Below are 21,460 nucleotides of genomic sequence, written 5' to 3' on the forward strand. Positions count from 1 at the left end.
CCGGGGCGTTCGGGTCAGGGGGTGGGGCCGGTCAGGCGCGGGTCGCCCCGCGGCGCCGCTTCGACAGCACGACGAACGCCGCGCCGCCCGCCACCAGCACCGCGGCGCCGCCCGCGAGCAGGCCGGTGCCCGCGCCGCCGCCGGTCTCGGCGAGGCCGCCGCCCCCGCCGTTCGGGGTGGGCGCCGGGCTGTCGGACGACTTCGGCCCGTCGGACGCCCCGGGCGTGCCGGACGGCGCGTCGCTCGCCTCCGGGGTGTCGGCCGACGGCGTCGGGGAGGCGGGCGGGGTGGACCCGGCGGCCGGTTCCGACGGCTCCCGCGAGGGCTCCCGCGACGGCTCCTGCGGGGCCGGGGCCGACGGGGACGGCGAGGCCGGGGGCTGGGACTCCCCGTCCGCCGTGCAGTCCCGCGTGCCGCCGTTCCAGGCCGCGATCAGCTTGTCCTTGATGACCGGGCGGTCCGGGCCCTTGGGCAGGTCCCCGTGCTGGAGGCCGTCCTGCGCGTCCGTCCTGCCGTCGAACTTCACGGCGCCCCGGTACAGGTCGATCTGGGCGAAGCAGCCCGCGTCCGGCACCGCGATGTCGAGCGAGTCGGTCTTCCCCGGCCGCACCGTCACCGTGTCGAAGTCGACGAAGACCTGCTCGCCGGAGGTCTTGAAGGACGAGCCGTGCGCCAGGTACGAGGCGAGCGAGGCGGTGCAGCCGGCGGCGTCGCCCGCGGCACGCACCCTGATGTGCACCTTGCCGTCCTCGGTGGGCTTCAGGTTCTGGTCGTCGACCCGCACGGAGTCGGCGAACCCGGAGCCGTCGAGCGAGAACTGGCAGCGGTCCGTCCCGGTGGCCGTGCCCGCGCCGGAGCCGGGGCGGTAGCCGCCGCCGTGCTTCCAGCCGTCACCGCCGGGGGCGCCGTGCGCCCAGGCGCCGGAGGCGGAGGCGACGGTGGCGGCGCACAGGACGAGCGAAGCGGCGCCCGTACCCAGCAGACGGCGCGCGGTGACACGGCTCAGTGTGGACATGCGTTCCCCAGGGTGCGTGTGCGGAGCCCCGGCGGCGGGCGGCGCGGGACGGCGCGCGGCGGCCGGCCGCGGGGGCGAGTGGTCTCGGGAGCACCGGGCCCATCGTTCGGCTCATCGCGCGCGTGCGCCACAGTGCCTTCACATCCTGGATCGCCCCGAGTGCGGTGTCAACCTGCGGTGATATCAAGGGAGTTCAACAAGTCATCACATTTCCACCACATCGGGAACGGGTTGCTCCGCCCCGGGACGGGTTCCGCGCCGGACGATGTGGACAGGAATCTCTGCGCCGGGTCCCCCGCCGATCCGGGTGCCGGGCCCGCACCGGGCAACCGACGAGTCCTCCGCTGATCCGTTCGCCGCCGACAAGGGGAGCACGTGACCGACCCGAAGCCCGACCTCTCGTCCAAGGACCCCGACTGGTGGCGGCAGGCCGTCGTCTACCAGGTCTATCCGCGCAGCTTCGCCGACGCCGACGGGGACGGCCTCGGCGACCTCGGGGGCGTCACCGAACGCCTCGGCCACCTGGCCGCGCTCGGCGTCGACGCCCTGTGGCTCAGCCCCTTCTACCCCTCGGAACTCGCCGACGGCGGCTACGACGTCGCCGACCACCGGGACGTCGACCCGCGCCTGGGCACCCTCGACGACTTCGACGCGATGGCCGCCGAGGCGCACCGCCTCGGCCTGAAGGTGATCGTCGACCTGGTCCCCAACCACACCTCCCACCGCCACCCCTGGTTCCGCGAGGCGCTCGCCGCCGGGCCCGGCTCCGCCGCCAGGGACCGCTACGTCTTCCGCGACGGACGCGGCGACGCCGGTGAACTCCCGCCCACCGACTGGCAGTCCGTCTTCGGCGGCAGCGCCTGGCGCCGGGTCCCGGACGGGCAGTGGTACCTGCACCTGTTCACCCCCGAGCAGCCGGACCTCAACTGGGACCACGACGAGGTCCGCGCCGACTTCCGCACCACCCTGCGGTTCTGGTCCGACCGGGGCGTGGACGGCTTCCGGGTGGACGTCGCGCACGCCCTGGTCAAGGACCTGGCCGAGCCCCTGCGCGACCTCGGCGACCCGGAGGCGAGCCACGAGAGCGCCCTGCTCACCCTCCCGCCCGGCACCCACCCCTTCTACGACCGCGACGAGGTGCACGCGATCTACCGGGACTGGCGGACGGTCTTCGACTCCTACACCCCGCCCCGCACGGCGGTCGCCGAGGCGTGGGTGCCCGGGGCGAGGCGGGCCCTGTACGCCCGCCCCGACGAACTCGGCCAGGCCTTCAACTTCGAGTACCTGCAAGCGGGCTGGGACGCCACCGACCTGCGCGCGGTCATCACCGAGTCCCTGGAGACCGCCCGCACCGCGGGGGCGTCGGCCACCTGGGTGCTCTCCAACCACGACGTGGTGCGGCACGCCTCCCGGCTGACGCTGCCGCCCGGCACCGACCCCGGCGCCTGGCTGCTCTCCGGCGGCACCGCGCCCCCCGTCGACCCGGAAGCCGGGCTGCGCAGGGCGCGCGCGGCGACCCTCCTGATGCTGGCCCTGCCCGGCTCCTCCTACCTGTACCAGGGCGAGGAACTCGGCCTGCCCGAGGTCGCCGACCTGCCCACGGAGGCGCTCCAGGACCCGGTGTGGGAGCAGACGGGCCGCACCAGCAAGGGCAGGGACGGCTGCCGGGTGCCGCTGCCGTGGACGCCGGACGGACCCTCGTACGGCTTCGGCGCGGGCGGCGCGTGGCTGCCGCAGCCCGCGTGGTTCGCGCGGTACGCGGTCGCCGCCCAGGACGGCGCCGAGGGCTCCACCCTGGAGCTGTACCGGGCCGCCCTGAAGCTGCGCCGCAAGCTGCTCCAGGGCGAGACCCTGACCTGGGCGCCGGACGCCCCGGACGGCGTGCTGCACTTCACCCGCTCGGACGGCTGGCGGTGCGTCACCAACCTGTCCCGGTCACCGGTCCGGCTCCCGCCCGGGGAGGCGCTGCTGAGCAGCGCCCCGCTGACGGAGGACGGCGGGCTGGCCCCCGACACCACCGTCTGGCTGGCCTGAACTCCCCTAGCCCACCGTCGGGTCGGGGTTCACCGGTGCTCCGCCGCCGAGGTCGACCGGCGTGGAGGTGGCGTTCGGCGGCGGGGTGAGGACCACCTCGGGCTGGCCCGGGGCGGGCGGCGGCGGGGTGAGGTCGCTCTGCGGCAGCTTGGGCGGTGTGGTCTGGGTGAACAGGGCGGTGTCGAAGTCGACCAGGCCGGTCTTCTCCATCACCGTGATGTGGTCGAGGACCGTGTTGTTGGCCTGGTCGGCGAGGGCCCGCACCAGGCTGTTCTTGGTGGTGGAGCGGATCTTCGCGATCGTGTTGAAGATCGAACCGTGGGTGACCCGCAGGATGTTGGCGAAGTCGGTGTCGAACCGCTCGCCGCTCTCCGCGGTCAGCTGGGTGACGAACCCCTGCTGCTGCGGGCTGGCGAGGTTGGGCAGGGTGATGTTCAGCATCGGCGCGATCTTGCGGCAGCTCGTGTCGAGCGCCGCGTGTCCGTCGACGAGGTGCTCCGAGGCGGTGATGACCGCCTTGCTCGTGCCCTTCTCCAGCCCGATCTTGCCGAGCGGGTACTCCCAGAGCCCGGCCGCCCGCACCTTGACCACGAAGTCCCGGTCCTGCTCGGTCAGCGGGCCCCACTGGGTGTTGGCGATGACCCGGTCCTGCGCGGTCGACACCTTGGTCACCCCCAGCATCGAGGGGTAGGCGAGGGCGCTGAGGGTCAACGTCAGGGCGCCGCCCACGAAGAGAGTTCCCACCGCGTTCCGCGAAAAGCGCACCGTGCCTCCTGCCCGATCGTGGGCCCCGCCGAAGTGCGACGAGGGTCGAACGCAGAGCAGTACGGACGGCGGGCCGTTACGACTCTGTCGATTCGGCAAAATCCACCGGATGTGATCCACGTCTCCTCCGGACCCGCGCGGGGAGGTGCCCGGCACCGGCCGCGTTGGCCGAGTGTTGACCAACTCCCGGGTGATTCCGGACGTGTTCGCGGGAGAGTCGTGACAGGGACCCGACCTAGATTCGGCCCATGCCCCCACACCTCCCCCCGCGCCGGACCGCCGGGGCGCCACCGCGCGCGAGCCTGCCGGTGCTGCCCTACCGCAAGCCCACCCAGGGACGCGACTACTGGGTCCTGGACGACGTCCTGCCCGACGCGGACGCCGTACGGGAACGCTGCCTGGCCAGGGACGACTGGGTCGAGGGCTACCCGTACACCGCCGAGACCTGGCCGGGGCTGCGCACCATGCCCGGCCTCGACGCCGGTGAACTCGCCCGTGTGGAACGGCTGGTGCGCGCCGCCACCGGCGCGAAGGACCTGTGGGTGCAGCGGGCGCCGGGCGGCGGCACCCTCAACCACAACTGCGTCCAGGTGGTCGGCGCGGGCGAGAGCGAGCCGCGCCCGCACACCGACTCGCGTTCCCTGTGCCGGTACGCGGCCGTCCTCTACCTGAACCCGGCCGTGCCGAAGGACTGCGGCACCAGCTTCTACCGCCAGTCCCTGCCCGGCGGCAGGCTCGGCGGCAACACCGTGCGGGCCCCGCACACCAACCTCGTCGAGGCGCTCGGCACCCGGTTCGTCGCCCCGGACGCCTTCGAGGAGGACGTGCGCGTCCCGCACCGGCACAACCGGCTGCTCCTCTACCACGCCAACCTCGTGCACAGCGCGACCGGTTACTGCGGCAGCACGATGGAGGACAAGCGGATGACCGCCGTGTTCTTCTGGATGGCGGGGTGAGCGGGTCCCTCCGGAGCGGCGGCTGAACTGATCGCTCCGCCCGTTCGTCCTCACCTCGGACGGGACGGGACGAGCGGGGGGACCACCATGGCGGAGCGGACACCACCGGACGGCAGCGGCACCGGCAGCGGAATCGGGACCGGGACCGGAACCGGGGGAGGGGTCGCGCGGGGGACCGGCGGCGGGAGCGCGGACGGCGCCCGGCCGCGCTGGTGGCGTCCGGCCGGGCCGCTCTCCTGGCGGCGGGGCCGGGTGCTCGCCGCGCTCGCCGTGCTGATCGCCGCCCTGCTCCTCCTGCACCGGCAGGTCCCGCAGACGCCCGGCCGGATCGGCAGCCTGCTGGAGTCGTTCCTGCCCTGGCTCGGCCCGCCGGTGCTCCTCCTGCTCGCCCTCGCGCTGCTGCGCCGGGCGCCCCTGGCGCTGGCCGCGCTGGTGCTGCCCGCGGTGGCCTGGGCGTGGGTCTTCGGCGAACTGCTGCTGCCCGGCACCGCCCCTGGACCCCGCGAACTGGTCGTCGTGCAGCTCAACGTCAGCGACGACAACGCCGACCCGGAGGGCACCGCGCGCGCCCTGGCCGCCGCCGACCCCGACCTGGTCGCCCTGGAGGAGCTGGTCCCCGGGTCCCGCGCGGCCTACGAGCGGGCCCTCGCCCCCCGCCTCCCGTACCACGTGGTCCACGGCACCGTCGGCCTCTGGTCGCGGTACCCGCTCTCCGGCGACCGGCAGACGGACATCAGGCCGGAGTCGTTCGGCGACGACTGGAACCGCGGCCTGCGCGCGGTGGCCGCCACACCCCGCGGCGAGGTCGCCGTGCACGTGGCGCACCTGCCGTCGGTCCGGGTCACCCCGCGCGGTCTGGCGTCCGCCCGGCGCGACGAGAGCGCGGCCCGGCTGGCGCGGGAGGTGGCCGCCGAGCCGGTGCGGCGGGTGATCCTGCTGGGCGATCTCAACGGCACCGTCCAGGACCGCGGCCTGGCCCCGCTGACCGCCCTGCTGAACGTGCCGGAGCGCGGTTTCGCCCTCAGCTTCCCCCGGGCCTTCCCGCTGGTGCGCATCGACCAGGTCATGGCCCGCGCGGCGACCGTCCCCCGGATCGGCACCCTGCGCGTCCCGTCGGGCGACCACCTGCCGGTCCTCGCCAGGGTCGCCCTCGACTGACCCGGGCGGCCGCGGGGAGCCCCCAGACGCACGGGCCCCACGGACCGTCCGTGTTCCGCCGGACCGATCCGTGGGGCCCGTCCCGTGCGGCGACCGCTCCATACGGGACGGGCGAGCCGTCCCGCGGGCAGTCCCGGCCGGTCAGCGGCGGCCGAGGCCGCCGCTGCCGAAGGAGCCGCTGGAGCCGGGCAGCCAGCGCTTGCGGCTCTGGTCCGCGCCCGTCCTGCTGCCCGTGTGATGGATCTCGTGCGGCGTCAGCCGCTCCCGGCCCGTGGTGACGGGCATCTCGTCCGGCTCCCGCATCTCCCGCGTCTCGTACACCGCTCCGGTGTCCGGGAGGTGGGGCTGCTCGTCGGGGCGGGGACGCGGCGACTCCCGGTCCCGCACCCGCATACCGAACTGCACGGCCCAGATCAGCGCACCCGCGATGATCAGGCCACCGACAAACGCGACGGTCACGTTGAGCCAGCCGTTCGACCCAGCCGCCAGGACATACGTTGCGTTACTCATGTCCCTATTATCCCGCAATGTGATGAGATGCGTACCTGGAGGTCGTGGTGAACCCGCGTTCACCACGCGCGCGCCGGGTCTCCTCCGGGTTACGTATCGCGCAATCCCTGGTGGACAGCCGGTGAGCGGCCCACCATGAGGGCATGACACCGGCCGAGACAGCCCTTCAGCAGCTGGCGACCTGGCCCGACCTCACCCCCTGCCCCGCCGCCTGCGGGACCGGCCCCGCCCTGCGCTCCACCCGCGACGAGATCGTCCACTTCCACTCCGCCCGGGACGTCGACCTCCACCTCACCGGCCAGGCCATCGCCCGCCTGCGCCACGACATCGCCGGTTCGACCGCGCTGCGCATGGTCCCCGGCTCCCGCTGGGTCACCGTCCACCTCGACTGCGCCACCGACGTCGACCTGCTGCTCAGCCTGGTCAGCGTCGCCCTCAAGGCCCACCAGAGCGCTCCCCCGCCGACCGGTCCCGTCCCCACCGCGACGTGCAACTTCCACCGGGTCACCGTGCTGCCGCGCGACCACCGGGCCGAGGTGTGAGACCGGCGGGGCGCGCTCACATCCCGCGCAGCGCCTCCGCGTCCGCCTCCCGCGCCAGACGGGCGATCAGCCGCCCGCCCTCGCGGAGCGTGCCCGCGCGCTGGGAGCGGTGGACCGACGTCTCCAGCTCGTGCCGCAGGAACGGGGACGCGGCCAGCGCCCTCGGGTCGAGCTGGACGTGGTGGCCGTCCGCGTCGTAGAGGACCAGGTGGGCCGAGACGCCCTCCTGCTGGCGCACCGACACCAGCGCGTCCGCGCGCACCGTCCGCTCCCGCCAGGCGCCGCGCACGGTGAGGCGGCCCGCCGCCAGCCGGATCCGGGGCGGCACCAGGACCGCGAGGAGGACCGCGGACAGGGCCGCCCAGAGCAGGGCCCTGGGCAGGGTCAGGGTGCCCGCGGCCCGGTCGAGGAGCTGGGGCAGCGCCAGGAACAGCAGCGCGCACCCCGCCCCGGCCCTCGCCTGGCTCCGCCAGCGGCGGTCACGGCATCGCACGTTCCCGACGCTAGGCGCCCCGGGCCGGGGCGGAGCCCGCGCTGACGGGACCCTGACGTCAGGGTCCCGTCAGCGCCGCCCGTTCGGCGGTACCGGGCGCGACCGGTCCGCGCGGCCCCGCCGCGACCGCCCGGACCGCGCGACCCGCCGGGGGACGGGGCCCGGTCACGTCAGGGTCGCGTCAAGGCGGTGGCACGCGCCGTAAGAGAGGCGTCAACGCGGAGCGGGACCGTTCGAACCCGGGTTCTCCTCGAACAGTCCGAGCCGTTCCCGTTCCGCACCTCATCCAGGAGTCAGCGATGGCCGATCTGGCCTTCGTCGTCGTCACCCTCGCGGTCTTCGCGCTGGTGGCCCTCGTCGCCAAGGGGGTGACCAAGCTGTGACCGCCGAGAACATCGTCGGCCTCGTCGTGGCCGTCGCCCTGTTGGGTTACCTCGTCCTCGCCCTGATCTTCCCGGAGAGGTTCTGAACCGGAGATGGGTCCCGTCCTCGCCGGAGTGCTCCAACTGCTCGCCCTGACGGCGGCGCTCGCACTCGTCTACGTCCCCCTCGGCACCTACATGGCCCGGGTCTACACCTCCGACCGGCATCTGCGGGTCGAGAAGTGGATCTACAAGGGCATCGGCGCCGACCCCGACACCCGGATGCGCTGGCCCGCCTATCTCCGCGCGGTCCTCGGCTTCTCCCTCGCCGGCGTCCTCTTCCTCTACCTGCTCCAGCGGCTCCAGGGCGTGCTGCCCGGGTCGCTCGGCTTCTCCTCGATCGAGCCCGCGCAGGCGTTCAACACGGCCGTCTCCTTCGTGACGAACACCAACTGGCAGTCGTACGCCGGTGAGCAGGCCATGGGCCCGCTCGTGCAGACCGGCGGCCTCGCCGTGCAGAACTTCGTCTCGGCGGCCGTCGGCATCGCCGTCGCGATGGCCCTGGTGCGCGGCCTCGCCCGCACCCGCACCGGTGACCTCGGCAACTTCTGGGCCGACCTGGTGCGCGGCACCGTCCGGGTGCTGCTGCCGCTGGCGTTCGTCGCCGCGCTCGTCCTCGTCGCCTGCGGCGTCCTGCAGAACTTCGCCGGGATCCACGAGGTCGGCCAGTTCCTCGGCGCCCCGCAGCAGTGGAACGGCGGCGCGGTCGCCTCCCAGGAGGCCATCAAGGAGCTGGGCACCAACGGCGGCGGCTACTTCAACGCCAACTCCGCCCACCCCTTCGAGAACCCGACGCCCTTCTCCAACCTCTTCGAGATCTTCCTGATCCTGGTCATCCCGTTCGCGCTGACCCGCACCTTCGGCGTGATGGTCGGCTCGGTCCGGCAGGGCTGGGCGATCCTCGCGACGATGGCCGCCATCTGGGTCGGCTTCGTCGCCCTGATGATGTGGACCGAGTTCGCCCACCACGAGGGCGCGCTGCGCATCGCGGGCGCCTCCCTGGAGGGCAAGGAGCTGCGCTTCGGCGTCGGCGCCTCCTCGATCTTCGCGGTCTCGACGACCCTGACCTCGACCGGCGCGGTCGACTCCTTCCACTCCTCGTACACCGGCTTCGGCGGCGGCATCACCCTGCTGTCGATGATGCTCGGCGAGATCGCGCCGGGCGGCACCGGCTCCGGCCTCTACGGGATGCTGATCCTGGCGGTCATCGCGGTGTTCATCGCGGGTCTGATGGTCGGCCGCACCCCGGAGTACCTGGGCAAGAAGATCGGCGCCCGGGAGATCAAGCTGGCCGCCCTCTACATCCTGGTCACCCCGGCCCTGGTGCTGGTCTTCACGGCCCTCTCGATGGCCCTGCCGACCCCGCCGCACTCGATGCTCAACCCGGGCGAGCACGGCTTCTCCGAGGTCCTGTACGCGTTCACGTCCGCCGCGAACAACAACGGCTCCGCCTTCGCCGGACTCGACGCCAACACCGACTGGTACAACACGACGACGGCGCTCGCGATGCTCCTCGGCCGGTTCCTGCCGATGGTGTTCGTCCTCGCCCTGGCCGGTTCGCTCGCCGGGCAGCAGCCCGTCCCGGTCACCGCGGGCACCCTGCGCACCGACAAGCCCCTCTTCGCCGGGCTGCTGCTCGGCGCGATCCTGATCATCGTCGGCCTGACGTACTTCCCGGCCCTGGCGCTCGGACCGCTGGCCGAGGGGCTGGCGTCATGACCGCCCGCAACGAGAACCGAGAGAGCGAGATGTCCACCCCCACCCCGACCCGGGCCCCGCACAGCGACCTGCCCACCGGTCACCGGCCCGACGAGAGCCGGGTCGGCGCCGGACACTTCGACGCCGGGCAGTTGCTGGCCGCGCTGCCGCAGGCCGTCCGCAAGCTCGACCCGCGGGTGATGGTCAGGTCGCCCGTGATGTTCGTGGTGTGGGTGGGGTCGCTGCTGACCACCGTCTTCGCCTGCACGGACCCGGGCGACTGGTTCGGCTGGGCGATCAGCGCCTGGCTCTGGCTGACCGTGGTCTTCGCCAACCTCGCCGAGGCCGTCGCCGAGGGCCGCGGCAAGGCGCAGGCCGAGACCCTCCGCAGGGCCAAGACGGACACGGTCGCCCGCCGCCTGACGAACGGCCGCGAGGAGCAGGTGCCCGGCACCGCGCTCGGCATCGGCGACCTGGTGGTCTGCGAGGCCGGGGACGTCATCCCGGGCGACGGCGACGTCGTCGAGGGCGTCGCCTCGGTCGACGAGTCCGCGATCACGGGCGAGTCCGCGCCGGTCATCCGGGAGTCGGGCGGCGACCGCTCGGCCGTCACCGGCGGCACCAGGGTGCTCTCCGACCGGGTCGTCGTCCGGATCACCACGCGCCCAGGCGAGACCTTCATCGACCGCATGATCGGCCTGGTGGAGGGCGCCGCCCGGCAGAAGACGCCCAACGAGATCGCCCTCAACATCCTGCTGGCCGCCCTCACCCTGGTCTTCCTGCTGGCCTGCGCCACGCTGCCGCCGTTCGCCGCCTGGGCGGGCACCCGGCTGACCATGACGGTGCTGGTGGCGCTGCTGGTCTGCCTGATCCCGACCACCATCGGCGCCCTGCTGTCGGCCATCGGCATCGCGGGCATGGACCGGCTGGTGCAGCGCAACGTGCTCGCCATGTCGGGCCGCGCGGTCGAGGCCGCGGGCGACGTCTCCACGCTGCTGCTCGACAAGACCGGCACCATCACCCTCGGCAACCGGCAGGCCGCCGCGTTCGTCCCGGTGCGCGGCACCACCGAGGCCGAGGTCGCCGACGCGGCCCAGCTCTCGTCGCTGGCCGACGAGACCCCCGAGGGCCGCTCCGTCGTCGTCCTCGCCAAGGGCGGGTACGGGCTGCGCGAACGCCACCAGGGCGAGATCGTCGGCGCCGAGTGGGTCGCGTTCACCGCGCAGACCCGGATGTCCGGCGTCGACGTCGACGGGCGCAGCATCCGCAAGGGCGCCGCCGGGTCGGTCGTCGCCTGGGTGCGCGAGCGCGGCGGCGAGGTCGCCGAGGACGCCGAGGACGCCGTGCGGACCATCTCCGAGTCCGGCGGCACCCCGCTCCTGGTGGCCGTCGAGGACGAGCGCGGCGCGCGCGTGCTGGGCGTCATCCACCTCAAGGACGTCGTCAAGGACGGCATGCGGGAACGGTTCGCCGAACTGCGCCGGATGGGCATCAGGACCGTCATGATCACCGGCGACAACCCGCGCACCGCGAAGGCGATCGCCGACGAGGCCGGGGTGGACGACTTCCTCGCCGAGGCCACCCCCGAGGACAAGATGGCCCTCATCCAGCGGGAGCAGGCGGGCGGCAAGCTGGTCGCGATGACCGGCGACGGCACCAACGACGCCCCGGCGCTCGCCCAGGCGGACGTCGGCGTCGCGATGAACACCGGCACGTCGGCCGCGAAGGAGGCCGGCAACATGGTCGACCTCGACTCCAACCCGACGAAGCTCATCGAGATCGTCGAGATCGGCAAGCAACTGCTCATCACCCGGGGCGCGTTGACGACGTTCTCGATCGCCAACGACGTCGCGAAGTACTTCGCGATCATCCCGGCGCTCTTCGCGGCGGTCTACCCGGGCCTGGGGCGGCTGAACATCATGGCCCTCTCCTCGCCCGACTCCGCGATCCTCTCCGCGGTCGTCTTCAACGCGCTGATCATCGTCGCGCTGGTGCCGCTCTCCCTGCGGGGCGTGCGGTACCGGCCGATGAGCGCCGACCGGATGCTCCGCCGCAACCTCGCGATCTACGGCCTCGGCGGCCTGGTCGCCCCCTTCGTCGGCATCAAGATCATCGACCTGCTCATCTCCCTCATCCCCGGAATCGGCTGATCGCCATGAACAACGCGGTATCCCTCACGGCCCGGCTGCTCGGCGCGGGACTGCGCGCCCTGCTCGTGCTGACCCTGGTGACCGGCGTCGCCTACCCGCTGCTCGTCACCGGCATCGCGCAGACGGCGTTCCGCTCGAAGGCCGACGGCTCGCAGATCACCGCGGACGGCCGGGTCGTCGGCTCGTCCCTGATCGGGCAGTCCTACCTGCTGCCGCTGGAGAAGGGGCAGCGGACGCCGGACGCCGACCTGCGCTGGTTCCAGGGCCGCCCGGCGAACGGCCTGGGCGCCAACACCGTCAACACGCGGTACCGGCTGCTGGTCTCCGGCGCGACCAACCTCGCCGCCGACAATCCGGTGCTGATCCGGCAGGTCGAGGCGGCCAGGGCGGCCGTCGTCAGGGACAACTCGGTCCCCGGCCACCCCGACCAGGTCCCGGCCGACGCCGTCACCTCCTCCGGCTCGGGGCTCGACCCGGACATCTCCCCCGCGTACGCGCGGCTCCAGGTCGACCGGGTCGCCGCGCGCAACGGCCTGCCCGCCGCCCGGGTCGCGCGGCTGGTCGAGCGGCACACCGAGGGCCGTACCCTCGGCTTCATGGGCGAGCCCCGGGTCAACGTCCTCGAACTCAACATCGCCCTGCGGGCGTTGACGGCGTCCCACTGACGGGACACTGGGACGGCAGAGGGGGAGAAGGGCCCGCGGCGGCGACCGCCGCGGGCCCCCTCCCCCTCCCCCGAAGGGTGACGACACGAAAGGCACGCCCATGACCCGGGTGCTCGTGGTGGAGGACGACCCGCAACTGGTACGGGCCCTCGTGATCAACCTCCAGGCCCGCCGGTACGGCGTCGACTCGGCGCCCGACGGCGCCACCGCGCTCCGCCTCGCCGCCGACCGCAGGCCCGACGTCGTGCTCCTGGACCTCGGGCTGCCCGACATGGACGGGGTGTCCGTCATCCGGGAACTGCGCGACTGGACCCGGGTGCCGATCCTGGTCCTGTCGGCCCGGCAGACGTCCGAGGAGAAGGTGGCCGCGCTCGACGCGGGCGCCGACGATTTCGTCACCAAGCCGTTCAGCATGAACGAACTCCTCGCCCGGCTGCGGGCCGCCGTCCGGCGCACCGAGCAGCAGCCGGTGCCGCCCGCGACGACCCGGGTCGAGACGGCCGGCTTCACCATCGACCTGCTGGCGAAACGGCTGGTCCGCGACGGCCACGACGTGCGCCTGACCCCGACCGAGTGGCAGCTCCTGGAGATCCTGGTCACCCACCCCGGACAGCTCGTCACCCAGCGGCAGTTGCTCCAGGAGGTGTGGGGCGTCTCGCAGAGCAGCAAGACGAACTATCTGCGCGTCTACATGGCGCAGTTGCGCAGGAAGCTGGAGGCGGACCCGTCGAGGCCGCGCTACCTGATCACCGAGGCGGGCATGGGCTACCGCTTCGAGGCATGACCCGAGGCGAAGCCGACCCGCCACACCACCTGCCGCCCGGCCTGGTCACCGCCGGGCCACCTGGTCTCACCGCCGGGCCACCTCGTCACCGCCCGTCGTCCGGCCTCGTCACCGCCCGTCGCCCAGTCGCCGCATCTCGGCGCGGAGGCGTCGGCCGCCGCCGGGGCCGCGCAGGGCGGACACCTCGGCGGCCAGCGGCGACGGCGGCACCGCGAGGACCGGACAGGTGGCGTGGGCCAGGCAGTAGCGGGCCACCGACGGCGCGCACATCCGGCGCAGCCGCCCCCGCCGCCCGGTGCCCACCACCAGCAGGTCCCCTTCCCCGCAGGCGAGTTCGACCAGCGCCCGGCCCGCCGAGCCGCGCGAGGTGACCGCCGAGAGCGGCACCCCGGGGCCGTCCGCCGTCGGGAAGGCCTCCGCGAGGACGGCCAGCAGCCGCCCCTCGGCCAGCGCCCGCCACTCCCGCAGCAGCGGTTCGGGGACGGCCGCCCGGCTCGTCGGGCCGTCACCGCCCGGCGCCTCCCAGGCCAGCACCGCCCACAGCTCCGCCCGTCTGCGCCGGGCCTCCTCGGCGGCCCGGTTCAGCGCGGTGAGCCCGCCCAGCGAGCCGCTCACCCCGACCACCACCCGGCCCGTCCCGTCCCCTCGCACCCTGCCCATGCCGCTCCCCACGTCACGGTTGCGGGGCCCGGCGCACCTCCGGCCGGACCTCGCCCCATCACACTCCCGTACGCCCTCCGCTGCCACCCCGGGCGCGACTTCTTGCCGCTGCCCTGACATCGCGGGCCCACGCCTGGACGAGATGCGTCAACGTCCCGACAGGACGGGGTGCATATGCCGCCGACGCGCTTAGGATCGGTCCCGAGCCCCGGCCGCCTCCCCGCGTACCGGGGCTCCGACCATGGCACGGACCCGGTCGGGAGGCCGCCGTCCGCGACCGGGGTCCGCCGGAGGCGGCGCCCGCGCCGACGACGCACGAACCGTCGTCGGCACGGGCGCCCGCAGCGGCACGCCCGCACGGCCGGGCCGCGGTTCGCGCCGCACGGCGGCGGAGCGGGACGCACAGGCCCGGAAAACACCCCGGATTTCCTGCCGCTTTTCCCCGCGCATTTCCTCCGGAATGCAATCGGTACGGGAAATGGGAATTCCCGCTCCGTGGGTTCCTCCATGGGCCCCTCTGTGGGCTCCGGACCGGACGATCCGGATCGCGCGGGGAATTGCCGTTCCGCCCTGTCCGAGGGCGCAGCAGGTCAGGGCGGGTGCGGAAGTCCCGGCTGCTAGCATGGCGGGCAGCCCTGCCGGGAGCGGCGGCGGGCCAGGGAAGGAAACCTCGTGGAATATGCTGCGTTCGCGGACCGGACGCCCGATTCGCAATACCGTACGATCTTGGAGAACATCCTCGATCACGGCGAACAGGTGCCCACCCGGCAGGGGCCGGACGCGCTGACGCTTATGCAGCAGACGATGAGCTTCGACCTCGCCAACGGATTCCCGGTCATCACCGACCGCAGCATGGCGCGATTCTGGCGCAAGCCGATCGGGGAACTCTGCGCCTTCATCAACGGCGCCACCACCCTCGCCGAGTTCGCCGAGTTCGGCTGCGACTGGTGGGGCCCGTGGGCGACCGAGAGCAAGACCGCCAAGCGCGGGCTGCCGCCGGGCGACATCGGCCCCGGCTCCTACGGCGGCGCGTTCCACGACTTCCCCACGGCCGAGGGCGGCGGCTTCGACCAGTTCCGCCACCTGGTCGAGCAGATCCGCGAACTCCCCGCCGACCGCACCCACTTCGTCAGCCCGTGGATCCCCCAGTACCAGGTGCGCGGCGCGGGGAAGACCCCGAGGACCACCATCGCGCCCTGCCACGGCTGGGTCCACGTCCGGGTCATCCGGGGCCGCCTGCACCTGCACATGTTCCAGCGCTCCGGGGACGTCCCGGTCGGCGTCCCCTCGAACATGGTCCAGTACGCGGCGCTGCTGCTGATGCTGGAGCACCTCACCGGCCTCCCGGCCGCCCGCTACTACCACACCATCTCGGACGCCCACGTCTACACCGACCAGGTCGACGGCGTGAAGCTGATGCTGGAGCGCGAGCCGCTGCGGCTGCCCACCGTCACCCTGAACGAGCGCGGGCGCGCGGTCACCGACATCCACGGCTTCCGCGGCGAGCACTTCGACATCGCCGACTACGCGCCCCACCCGGGCATCGGCTCCATCCCGGTCTCGACATGATCAGGTCCCTGATCGTCGCGGCCGCCACGGACGACGTCATCGGCGCGGACGGCGACCTGCCCTGGTACATCCCCGGTGACCTGCGGTACTTCAAGGAGGTCACCCAGGGCCACGCGGTGGTCCTGGGCCGCCTCACCCACGAGTCGATCGTCGCCCGCCTCGGCCGCCCGCTGCCCCGCCGCGCCAACGTCGTCGTCAGCGGCTCCCCGGCCCCCGCGGCGACGACGGGCGAGGTCCACTGGTCCCCCTCGGTCGAGGCGGCCCTCGACACCGCCGCCGCCCTGGAGCGGGCGGCCGGGCTCGACGAGGTGTTCGTGATCGGCGGGGCGTCCGTGTACCGCCAGGCCCTCGCGTCCGTCGACCGGATCTACCTGACCCGGGTCCACCTCACCGTGCCGGGCGACACCCGGATGCCCGCGGGCTGGCTCGACGGCTTCACCCCGGTCTCCCGCACCGACGTCCCCGCACAGGGCGACGTCCCCGCGCACTCCTTCCTCGTCCTGGAACGGGCGGAGCGGGCGTGAGCCTCTACTGGTTCGGCAACTGCCGGACGGAGGAGCAGCGCGCGGAGATGGAACGGCTGGACCGCGCCGGGGTCTGCCTCTTCTGCCCGGACGTCATCCGCTCCCACGAGAAGCAGCAGATCGTGCGGGAGACGGCGCACTGGATCGTCACCCCGAACGAATTCCCGTACGCCGGGGCCCGGTTGCACCTGCTGCTCATCCCCAAGGAGCACGTCACCGACCTGGTCGAGCTGACGGCACCGGCCCGCGCCGACCTCTTCGAGGCGCTGTCCTGGGTGAAGGACACCCACGGCCTCGACCACTACGGCCTCGGCGCCCGCAACGGCGACAGCCGCTTCACCGGCGGCACGATCCGCCATCTGCACCTGCACGTCCTGGTCGGCGAGGGGGACGCAGATCCGGACGCCGACGGGGAGTTCACCCCGGTCAGGATGAAGTTCAGCTCCCGCCCGCCGACCCGCTGACGGCGTCCTCGGGCTCCATGTCCACCCACACCGTCTCGACCCCGCCCGCCCGCAGGACGTCCTCGCCGTCGAGCATCGCGTACGGGCCCGCGAAGTAGCAGCGCCGGAAGCCGGATTCGACGACCAAGCGGGCGCACGCCGGGCACGGGAAGGTGGAGACGAACAGCTCGGCGCCCGCCAGTCCGAGGCCGTCCCGGGCCGCGCGGGCGACCAGGGACGCCTCGGCGTGGATCGCGGTGGACAGGTCGGGCCGCAGCCCCCGGCTGAAGTCGTTGCGGGGGTCGCCGTCGACGTAGGGGGCGTACTCGGTCGGGTGGTGGTGGTTGAACGCGGTCCCCAGCACCCGCCCGTCCCGCGCGGCGAGGGCGCCGACCTGCCGCCACCAGTCGGAGCTGCGCCGCGCCTCGTCCTGCGCGCGCCCCATCAGACGGCGGTCGAGGGCCGCGCGGGAGATCCGCCCGTCGAACCGCGCGGGCCGCCGCGCCCGGCTCCACTCCCGGTCCCAGCGCAGGAACGTCGGCTCGAAGCGCACCTCGGCGCGGTCGGGCAGGCCGGGCAGCTCGACCAGCCGGTGCATGATCTCCTCGTCCGGCACCACCACGACGTCCGCGTCGAGGGCGGCGGCAAGACCGTCGGGCTCGACGACCGCCACCGGCGTGCCGGGCACCACGAGCCGGGCGTGCGCGGCGGCCCGCTCGGGGCTCAGGGCGCGGATCTCCTTGGCGAGCTTGGGGAAGAGCGTGTGGAACCCGGTGCCGAGGACGAGGATCTCGTCGGAGTCGGCGTGCCGGGTCAGCAGGGCCTCGTACCCGGAGTGCAGGACGGGCAGGTAGAGCAGGGTGCGCTTGGTCACCGGGTGCCCTGGTCGTCGTTGAGCCCGAGCTGGATGCGGCGCAGCCGCGCGGAGGTGGAGACGGTCGCCATCCGGTCGAGGACCTCGACCCGGGTGCAGTACTTCGACTCCAGCTCGGCGATCTCCTCCGGGCTGTAGGTGTCGGCGGTCGCGACGAGCACGTCCGGGCGGACCGCCTCGATGAGGCTCCACCGGGGGTGATCGGGCTCCTTCAGGGTGACGAGGCCGACCCCGCGCTGGTGCGTGACCATCCGCAGCCGCTCCATCTCCGGCACGGCCGGCCGGTTGGGGCCCTTGCGCTGGCGGATCTTCTCGTCGCTGTCCAGCCCGACGATCAGGAAGTCGCCGTACTTGCGGGCGGCCTCCAGGTACATCGAGTGACCCTCGTGGATGATGTCGAACGACCCGCTCGTCAGCACGACCTGCATCCCGAGGACCCGCAGCGCCTCCACGATCTCGGTGATGCGCCGGTAGTCCGCGATGAACCGCAAGTCGAAGTTCGACTCGTCAGCGAAGAGACCCTTGGCGTACATGGATCCTTCGTGGATCAAGTCATTGGCCCACCGGGCTTTTCCGAGCTTGCTGGTCATTTCCCTCTTGGCCTCGCTCCGGGTGTGGTATCGCCTCGATGGTAGCGGGAGAGGGGTGGTGGTGGCGGTGACAGCGGGGCGGAAGTGACCGCCCGGTGACCGTGTGCGAGGAGCCCGCCGCACCCGCGGGTGACCGGGCGCGATCCCGGGGCCCGGCGGGTCACCGGTCCGCCGGCGCCGCGAGCCGCGCGGCGAGGCCGGACGCGGACGGGGACTCCACCGACGCGACGATCCGGCCCCCGGCCAGCACCAGGGCCCTGTCCGCGCGGGCCGCCGCCACCGGGTCGGCGGTGAGCAGCACCACCGTCTGCCCGAGGTCGTCGACGAGGTCCCGCAGCAGCCCGAGGACCCGGTCGGCGCCGGCCGGGTCGAGCGCGCCGGTCGGCTCGTCGGCGAAGACCACCACCGGGTGCCCCGCCAACGCCCGCACCACGCAGACGCGTTGCTGCTCGCAGCCGGTGAGCGCGGCGGGCCGCGCGGCCAACCGGTCGGCCAGACCCGCGCGTTCGACGAGCGTGGCGAGCCATCCGGGGTCGGGGCCGCGTCCGGACAGCCGCAGCGGCAGCGTGATGTTCTCCTCGACGGTCAGGGACCCGATCAGGCTGTGGTCGCGGAACACGAACCCCAGCCGCTCGCGCCGCAGTTCGCTGCGCTCGGACTCGCCGAGCCCGCACAGCTCCCGGCCGCCGATCCGCACCGTGCCCGACGTCGGGGTGTCGAGCCCGGCCGCGCAGTGCATCAGGGTGCTCTTGCCGGAGCCCGGCGGGCCCGTCACGGCGACGAACGTGCCGGGTGCGACGGTCAGCGACACGTCGTCCAGGGCCCGTACGCCACCCGCGTAGACCCGGCCGACACCGGTCAGGGCGACGGCGGGGTCGCGGTCCCGGGCGGTGGCGTTCATCGGCGTCCCTGGGTGGCGCGGGCGGCCGGATCGGCGATCCGGGGACGGTGCGCGTGGGTGCCTGTGCTCGCCATGGGGCGTTCCTCCTGCGGTGGGCCGCTGGGTGTGTCGGACACTGACGCTACGGATCTCGACGCCGAGCGGCCCATCCGGTACCCCCGGAACGCCCGGAGAAGCCCCGCCCCAGGCACCGGCCCGCACCGCACCACGACACCGAACCGCCCGAAGAGCCGTACGGGGAGCGGAAGTTGCCACCGCCCGAGGGAAACGTCCGGGCGGCGGTGCCGGTGCCGGTGCCGGTGGCGCGGGTGGGGGAGGTGCGGGTGCCGGTGGCGTCGGGCGCGGGGGAGCGGCCCGGCAGGCAGTCCGGTCCGCACACCGGCAGGCGGGACGAGCGCCGGGCCCCTCGGCACGCGGGCGGGCAAGCGGGCCCGCTGGTCGGTCGGCCTGTCGGTCAGTCCGTTCGGCGTAGGCCCGCCACCAGGACCTCCACCAGTCGCCGCGCGTCGTAGCCGACGCTCCGCTCGGCGCCGATGCAGAGGTTGCCGACCCCGCGCATCAGCTCCAGCGCGGTCAGGCCGGTGCGGATCTCACCGGCCTCGGTCGCCGCGTCGAGCAGCCGGGTGCACACCGGCACCAGACGGTCGACGAAGTACGCGTGCAGGTTCTGGAACCCCGCGTCGTCCGACTGGAGCACCCCGGCGAGCCCGTGCTTGGTGACCAGGAAGTCCACGAACAGGTCGATCCAGCGGGCCAGGGCGGTGTAGGGGGTCGGGCAGCTCGCCAGCAGCTCGGGGCCCGCCTCCGCGCACGCCTCCACCTGGTGCCGGTAGACGGCGATGATCAGGTCGGCGCGGGTCGGGAAGTGGCGGTAGATCGTCGCCGTCCCCACCCCGGCCCGCGCGGCGATGTCCCGGACCGGGGCCTCCACGCCCGACGTGACGAAGACCGCGGCGGCCGCGTCCAGGAGGGCGCCCTCGTTGCGCCGGGCGTCGGCCCGGCGGGGTCGCCGCGCGCGCTGGTCGTCGTCGCTCATGGCCTCGGTCCTCCGGTCCCCGCTTGCTATGCGGAACGACGTTCCGTATCGTCAAACGGGACGGGGTTCCGTTTGACGATGATGCCAGAGCGGCACGCCGCCCGCCAAGCCACCCCCTGCCGCCACGGCGGCGGTACGGAAAGGACGTCCGCCATGACCGCCACCCCCGGCCAGGTCCCCGCCCGGGACCCCGCCCCCACCCCCGGCGCGGGCCCGCGCCGCCGCACGAGCTTCGGCATCATGACGGCGCCCATGAACGTCGGCTACGACGCGATCCTGCGGGTCTGGCAGGAGGCGGACACCGTCCCGGAGATCGAGCACGCCTGGCTCTTCGACCACCTCATGCCGATCGGCGGCGACCCGGACGGCCCCGCCTTCGAGGGCTGGACCCTGCTCTCCGCGCTCGCCGCGCAGACCCGGCGGCTGCGGCTCGGGCTGCTGGTGACCAGCAACCGGTTCCGGCCGCCCGCGGTGCTGGCCAAGATCGCCACCACGGTGGACGTCGTCTCCGCCGGACGGCTCGACTTCGGCATCGGCGTCGGCTCCCGGCCGCACCCGCCCGCCGCCCGGCGCGAGTACCCGGCGCACGGCCTGCCCTTCCAGGACACCGCGGACGCCGTGGAGAGCCTCGCCGAGGCGTGCACGGTCATCCGGCGGCTGTGGACGGAGCCCGCGCCCTTCGACTTCGAGGGCAGGCACGTCCGGCTGACCGGGGCGTTCGGCAACCCCAAGCCCGTCCAGCGGCCGCACCCGCCGCTGCTGATCGGCGGACGCGCGGCGGCGACCCTGCGGGTGGCCGCCGAACACGCCGACCTGTGGAACATCCCGGGCGGCGACATCGAGGACGCCGTCGCCCGCAGCGCGCTGCTCGACCGCTACTGCGCGCGGATCGGCCGCGATCCCGCGTCGATCGTCCGCTCGATGCACCTGGGGGTCTCCTACGAGGACCCCGCCGGTGCCCGCGCGGCGATCGCGGCGGCGACCGCGGCCGGTTTCACCCATGTCGTCCTCGGCCTGCCCGCGCCGTACCCGCGGGGCGTCGCCCGGTGGGTGGCGGACGAACTGATCCGCCCCAGCCAGGACCCCGGGGCCCCGACCGGCTGAGCGAGGGAAGGCCCGCGACGCGTTCTAGCTGTCCCAGACGGTGCTGCTTTGGTGCTCGTCCGCGGACGGCTGCAGGGGGCTCGGGAAGAGCGGGTCGGGCGCGGGCTCCGGCTCGGGGCGGGCGTGGCAGGTGAAGCCCAGCTTCTCCATGGCCCGGACGACCTCGCCGCTGCTGAAGTCGCGGCGGTCCTGGCGGGTCACGGCCTCGCCGACCTGCATGACCGGGTAGCGGCGGCGGCCGATGGTTACCGAGAACCCGGTGATCGGCTCGGGGGTGACGCCGGACATCGTGGCCTGCACCCCTTCCTTGGTCAGGTCGAACGGGTACCGGGCGATGACACAGCGCATGTTGCCTCACAGGGGAGAGGGAAGGGGTCCGCGCCCCGGCGGGAACGGACCGACCGGAATCGGCGGCGACGGCGGCGGGCCGGTGCGGGACGTCGGGGACGTCCCGCGGCAGGGTCCGGTCCGCGCGGCCGGGACCGCCGCGGGGACGGCGGTCCGGTCCCGGGGTGACCGGGTCCGGCCGCGCGTCGTGGCCACGGGGGAGCGGGTGCTCCGCGCGGG

General features: G+C 73.8%; 23 protein-coding genes. 13 read left to right on the forward strand and 10 right to left on the reverse strand.

Annotated elements, in window-relative coordinates; genetic code table 11:
- Positions 1-31: 31 nt before the first annotated feature.
- Complete coding sequence (locus GA0115242_RS04405) at positions 32-1,015, reverse strand: LAETG motif-containing sortase-dependent surface protein (protein WP_093824706.1); 984 nt, start codon at positions 1,013-1,015, stop codon at positions 32-34.
- Between the two features lie 375 nt (positions 1,016-1,390).
- Here GA0115242_RS04405 and GA0115242_RS04410 point away from each other — a divergent pair, with 375 nt between their 5' ends.
- A complete protein-coding gene (locus tag GA0115242_RS04410) occupies positions 1,391-3,049 on the forward strand; it encodes a glycoside hydrolase family 13 protein (protein ID WP_093824708.1) in 1,659 nt (552 codons plus the stop codon).
- A gap of 6 nt (positions 3,050-3,055) precedes the next feature.
- Here the strand turns inward: GA0115242_RS04410 and GA0115242_RS04415 are convergent, their stop codons facing one another.
- Entirely contained in the window at positions 3,056-3,778 is a 723-nt protein-coding gene (locus GA0115242_RS04415) for a DUF4142 domain-containing protein (protein ID WP_093824756.1), read from the reverse strand.
- 284 nt (positions 3,779-4,062) lie between these two features.
- Here GA0115242_RS04415 and GA0115242_RS04420 point away from each other — a divergent pair, with 284 nt between their 5' ends.
- Together GA0115242_RS04420 and GA0115242_RS04425 are read left to right on the forward strand one after the other, a co-directional pair.
- Positions 4,063-4,770, forward strand: a complete 708-nt coding sequence (locus GA0115242_RS04420) for a DUF6445 family protein (protein ID WP_093824710.1) — start codon at positions 4,063-4,065, stop codon at positions 4,768-4,770.
- Positions 4,771-4,857: 87 nt separating this feature from the next.
- Positions 4,858-5,928: an endonuclease/exonuclease/phosphatase family protein gene (locus GA0115242_RS04425; RefSeq protein ID WP_161352998.1), complete on the forward strand. Its 1,071-nt coding sequence runs from the start codon at positions 4,858-4,860 to the stop codon at positions 5,926-5,928.
- A 141-nt stretch (positions 5,929-6,069) separates the two neighbouring features.
- Here the strand turns inward: GA0115242_RS04425 and GA0115242_RS04430 are convergent, their stop codons facing one another.
- Positions 6,070-6,438, reverse strand: coding sequence for a DUF6479 family protein (locus GA0115242_RS04430; protein WP_093824712.1), 369 nt, complete (start codon positions 6,436-6,438; stop codon positions 6,070-6,072).
- A gap of 143 nt (positions 6,439-6,581) precedes the next feature.
- Here GA0115242_RS04430 and GA0115242_RS04435 point away from each other — a divergent pair, with 143 nt between their 5' ends.
- Complete coding sequence (locus GA0115242_RS04435) at positions 6,582-6,980, forward strand: luciferase domain-containing protein (protein ID WP_093824714.1); 399 nt, start codon at positions 6,582-6,584, stop codon at positions 6,978-6,980.
- A gap of 16 nt (positions 6,981-6,996) precedes the next feature.
- Here GA0115242_RS04435 and GA0115242_RS04440 read toward each other — a convergent pair whose 3' ends face one another.
- The gene (locus tag GA0115242_RS04440) at positions 6,997-7,473 is read right to left on the reverse strand and encodes a hypothetical protein (protein WP_093824717.1); all 477 of its coding nucleotides are present in this window, start codon (positions 7,471-7,473) and stop codon (positions 6,997-6,999) included.
- Positions 7,474-7,852: 379 nt separating this feature from the next.
- Here GA0115242_RS04440 and kdpF point away from each other — a divergent pair, with 379 nt between their 5' ends.
- The 5 genes from kdpF (at position 7,853) to GA0115242_RS04465 (ending at position 13,192) form a co-directional block, all read left to right on the forward strand.
- The gene (kdpF, locus tag GA0115242_RS04445) at positions 7,853-7,942 is read left to right on the forward strand and encodes a K(+)-transporting ATPase subunit F (RefSeq protein WP_016434100.1); all 90 of its coding nucleotides are present in this window, start codon (positions 7,853-7,855) and stop codon (positions 7,940-7,942) included.
- A gap of 7 nt (positions 7,943-7,949) precedes the next feature.
- Positions 7,950-9,614, forward strand: coding sequence for a potassium-transporting ATPase subunit KdpA (gene kdpA, locus GA0115242_RS04450; RefSeq protein ID WP_093824720.1), 1,665 nt, complete (start codon positions 7,950-7,952; stop codon positions 9,612-9,614).
- A gap of 29 nt (positions 9,615-9,643) precedes the next feature.
- The gene (gene kdpB / locus GA0115242_RS04455) at positions 9,644-11,743 is read left to right on the forward strand and encodes a potassium-transporting ATPase subunit KdpB (protein WP_093824760.1); all 2,100 of its coding nucleotides are present in this window, start codon (positions 9,644-9,646) and stop codon (positions 11,741-11,743) included.
- 5 nt (positions 11,744-11,748) lie between these two features.
- A complete protein-coding gene (locus tag GA0115242_RS04460; protein ID WP_093824722.1) occupies positions 11,749-12,408 on the forward strand; it encodes a potassium-transporting ATPase subunit C in 660 nt (219 codons plus the stop codon).
- A 100-nt stretch (positions 12,409-12,508) separates the two neighbouring features.
- A complete protein-coding gene (locus GA0115242_RS04465; RefSeq protein WP_093824724.1) occupies positions 12,509-13,192 on the forward strand; it encodes a response regulator in 684 nt (227 codons plus the stop codon).
- Positions 13,193-13,300: 108 nt separating this feature from the next.
- Here GA0115242_RS04465 and GA0115242_RS04470 read toward each other — a convergent pair whose 3' ends face one another.
- Positions 13,301-13,852, reverse strand: coding sequence for a universal stress protein (locus tag GA0115242_RS04470; protein WP_093824726.1), 552 nt, complete (start codon positions 13,850-13,852; stop codon positions 13,301-13,303).
- A gap of 672 nt (positions 13,853-14,524) precedes the next feature.
- Between GA0115242_RS04470 and thyA the strand changes: the two genes are divergently transcribed.
- The 3 genes from thyA to GA0115242_RS04485 are packed head-to-tail and all read left to right on the forward strand — an operon-like array spanning position 14,525 to position 16,409.
- Positions 14,525-15,421, forward strand: a complete 897-nt coding sequence (gene thyA / locus GA0115242_RS04475; RefSeq protein ID WP_093824728.1) for a thymidylate synthase — start codon at positions 14,525-14,527, stop codon at positions 15,419-15,421.
- Complete coding sequence (locus tag GA0115242_RS04480; protein WP_093824730.1) at positions 15,418-15,945, forward strand: dihydrofolate reductase; 528 nt, start codon at positions 15,418-15,420, stop codon at positions 15,943-15,945. The genes thyA and GA0115242_RS04480 overlap by 4 nt, the downstream gene beginning before the upstream one ends.
- A complete protein-coding gene (locus tag GA0115242_RS04485) occupies positions 15,942-16,409 on the forward strand; it encodes an HIT family protein (RefSeq protein WP_093824732.1) in 468 nt (155 codons plus the stop codon). The genes GA0115242_RS04480 and GA0115242_RS04485 overlap by 4 nt, the downstream gene beginning before the upstream one ends.
- Here the strand turns inward: GA0115242_RS04485 and GA0115242_RS04490 are convergent.
- From GA0115242_RS04490 to GA0115242_RS04510, 4 genes are all read right to left on the reverse strand, one after another.
- Entirely contained in the window at positions 16,384-17,262 is an 879-nt protein-coding gene (locus GA0115242_RS04490; protein ID WP_093824734.1) for a deoxycytidylate deaminase, read from the reverse strand. The genes GA0115242_RS04485 and GA0115242_RS04490 overlap by 26 nt on opposite strands.
- A complete protein-coding gene (locus tag GA0115242_RS04495; protein WP_161353000.1) occupies positions 17,259-17,795 on the reverse strand; it encodes an adenylyltransferase/cytidyltransferase family protein in 537 nt (178 codons plus the stop codon). Before GA0115242_RS04495 ends, GA0115242_RS04490 begins: the two co-directional genes overlap by 4 nt.
- Positions 17,796-18,012: 217 nt before the next feature.
- Entirely contained in the window at positions 18,013-18,753 is a 741-nt protein-coding gene (locus GA0115242_RS04500) for an ABC transporter ATP-binding protein (protein ID WP_093824738.1), read from the reverse strand.
- 454 nt (positions 18,754-19,207) lie between these two features.
- Positions 19,208-19,789: a TetR/AcrR family transcriptional regulator gene (locus tag GA0115242_RS04510; protein WP_093824742.1), complete on the reverse strand. Its 582-nt coding sequence runs from the start codon at positions 19,787-19,789 to the stop codon at positions 19,208-19,210.
- Between the two features lie 240 nt (positions 19,790-20,029).
- Between GA0115242_RS04510 and GA0115242_RS04515 the strand changes: the two genes are divergently transcribed.
- A complete protein-coding gene (locus tag GA0115242_RS04515; RefSeq protein WP_237548809.1) occupies positions 20,030-20,893 on the forward strand; it encodes an LLM class flavin-dependent oxidoreductase in 864 nt (287 codons plus the stop codon).
- Between the two features lie 24 nt (positions 20,894-20,917).
- Here the strand turns inward: GA0115242_RS04515 and GA0115242_RS04520 are convergent, their stop codons facing one another.
- Positions 20,918-21,241: an SCO5918 family protein gene (locus GA0115242_RS04520; protein WP_093824746.1), complete on the reverse strand. Its 324-nt coding sequence runs from the start codon at positions 21,239-21,241 to the stop codon at positions 20,918-20,920.
- Positions 21,242-21,460 lie beyond the last annotated feature (219 nt).

This window comes from Streptomyces sp. SolWspMP-5a-2, assembly GCF_900091845.1.
GTDB lineage: Bacteria > Actinomycetota > Actinomycetes > Streptomycetales > Streptomycetaceae > Streptomyces > Streptomyces doudnae.

What these genes read in the sequence shown, in the direction of transcription:
- kdpA (WP_093824720.1), top strand. Translation starts at nt 7,950, where the DNA reads ATGGGTCCCGTCCTCGCCGGAGTGCTCCAACTGCTCGCCCTGACGGCG.
- GA0115242_RS04510 (WP_093824742.1), bottom strand. Translation starts at nt 19,789, where the DNA reads ATGAGCGACGACGACCAGCGCGCGCGGCGACCCCGCCGGGCCGACGCC.
- GA0115242_RS04470 (WP_093824726.1), bottom strand. Translation starts at nt 13,852, where the DNA reads ATGGGCAGGGTGCGAGGGGACGGGACGGGCCGGGTGGTGGTCGGGGTG.
- GA0115242_RS04460 (WP_093824722.1), top strand. Translation starts at nt 11,749, where the DNA reads ATGAACAACGCGGTATCCCTCACGGCCCGGCTGCTCGGCGCGGGACTG.
- GA0115242_RS04425 (WP_161352998.1), top strand. Translation starts at nt 4,858, where the DNA reads ATGGCGGAGCGGACACCACCGGACGGCAGCGGCACCGGCAGCGGAATC.
- GA0115242_RS04430 (WP_093824712.1), bottom strand. Translation starts at nt 6,438, where the DNA reads ATGAGTAACGCAACGTATGTCCTGGCGGCTGGGTCGAACGGCTGGCTC.
- GA0115242_RS04500 (WP_093824738.1), bottom strand. Translation starts at nt 18,753, where the DNA reads ATGAACGCCACCGCCCGGGACCGCGACCCCGCCGTCGCCCTGACCGGT.
- kdpB (WP_093824760.1), top strand. Translation starts at nt 9,644, where the DNA reads ATGTCCACCCCCACCCCGACCCGGGCCCCGCACAGCGACCTGCCCACC.
- GA0115242_RS04480 (WP_093824730.1), top strand. Translation starts at nt 15,418, where the DNA reads ATGATCAGGTCCCTGATCGTCGCGGCCGCCACGGACGACGTCATCGGC.
- GA0115242_RS04420 (WP_093824710.1), top strand. Translation starts at nt 4,063, where the DNA reads ATGCCCCCACACCTCCCCCCGCGCCGGACCGCCGGGGCGCCACCGCGC.
- GA0115242_RS04435 (WP_093824714.1), top strand. Translation starts at nt 6,582, where the DNA reads ATGACACCGGCCGAGACAGCCCTTCAGCAGCTGGCGACCTGGCCCGAC.
- GA0115242_RS04465 (WP_093824724.1), top strand. Translation starts at nt 12,509, where the DNA reads ATGACCCGGGTGCTCGTGGTGGAGGACGACCCGCAACTGGTACGGGCC.
- GA0115242_RS04495 (WP_161353000.1), bottom strand. Translation starts at nt 17,795, where the DNA reads ATGTACGCCAAGGGTCTCTTCGCTGACGAGTCGAACTTCGACTTGCGG.
- GA0115242_RS04520 (WP_093824746.1), bottom strand. Translation starts at nt 21,241, where the DNA reads ATGCGCTGTGTCATCGCCCGGTACCCGTTCGACCTGACCAAGGAAGGG.
- GA0115242_RS04405 (WP_093824706.1), bottom strand. Translation starts at nt 1,015, where the DNA reads ATGTCCACACTGAGCCGTGTCACCGCGCGCCGTCTGCTGGGTACGGGC.
- GA0115242_RS04515 (WP_237548809.1), top strand. Translation starts at nt 20,030, where the DNA reads ATGACGGCGCCCATGAACGTCGGCTACGACGCGATCCTGCGGGTCTGG.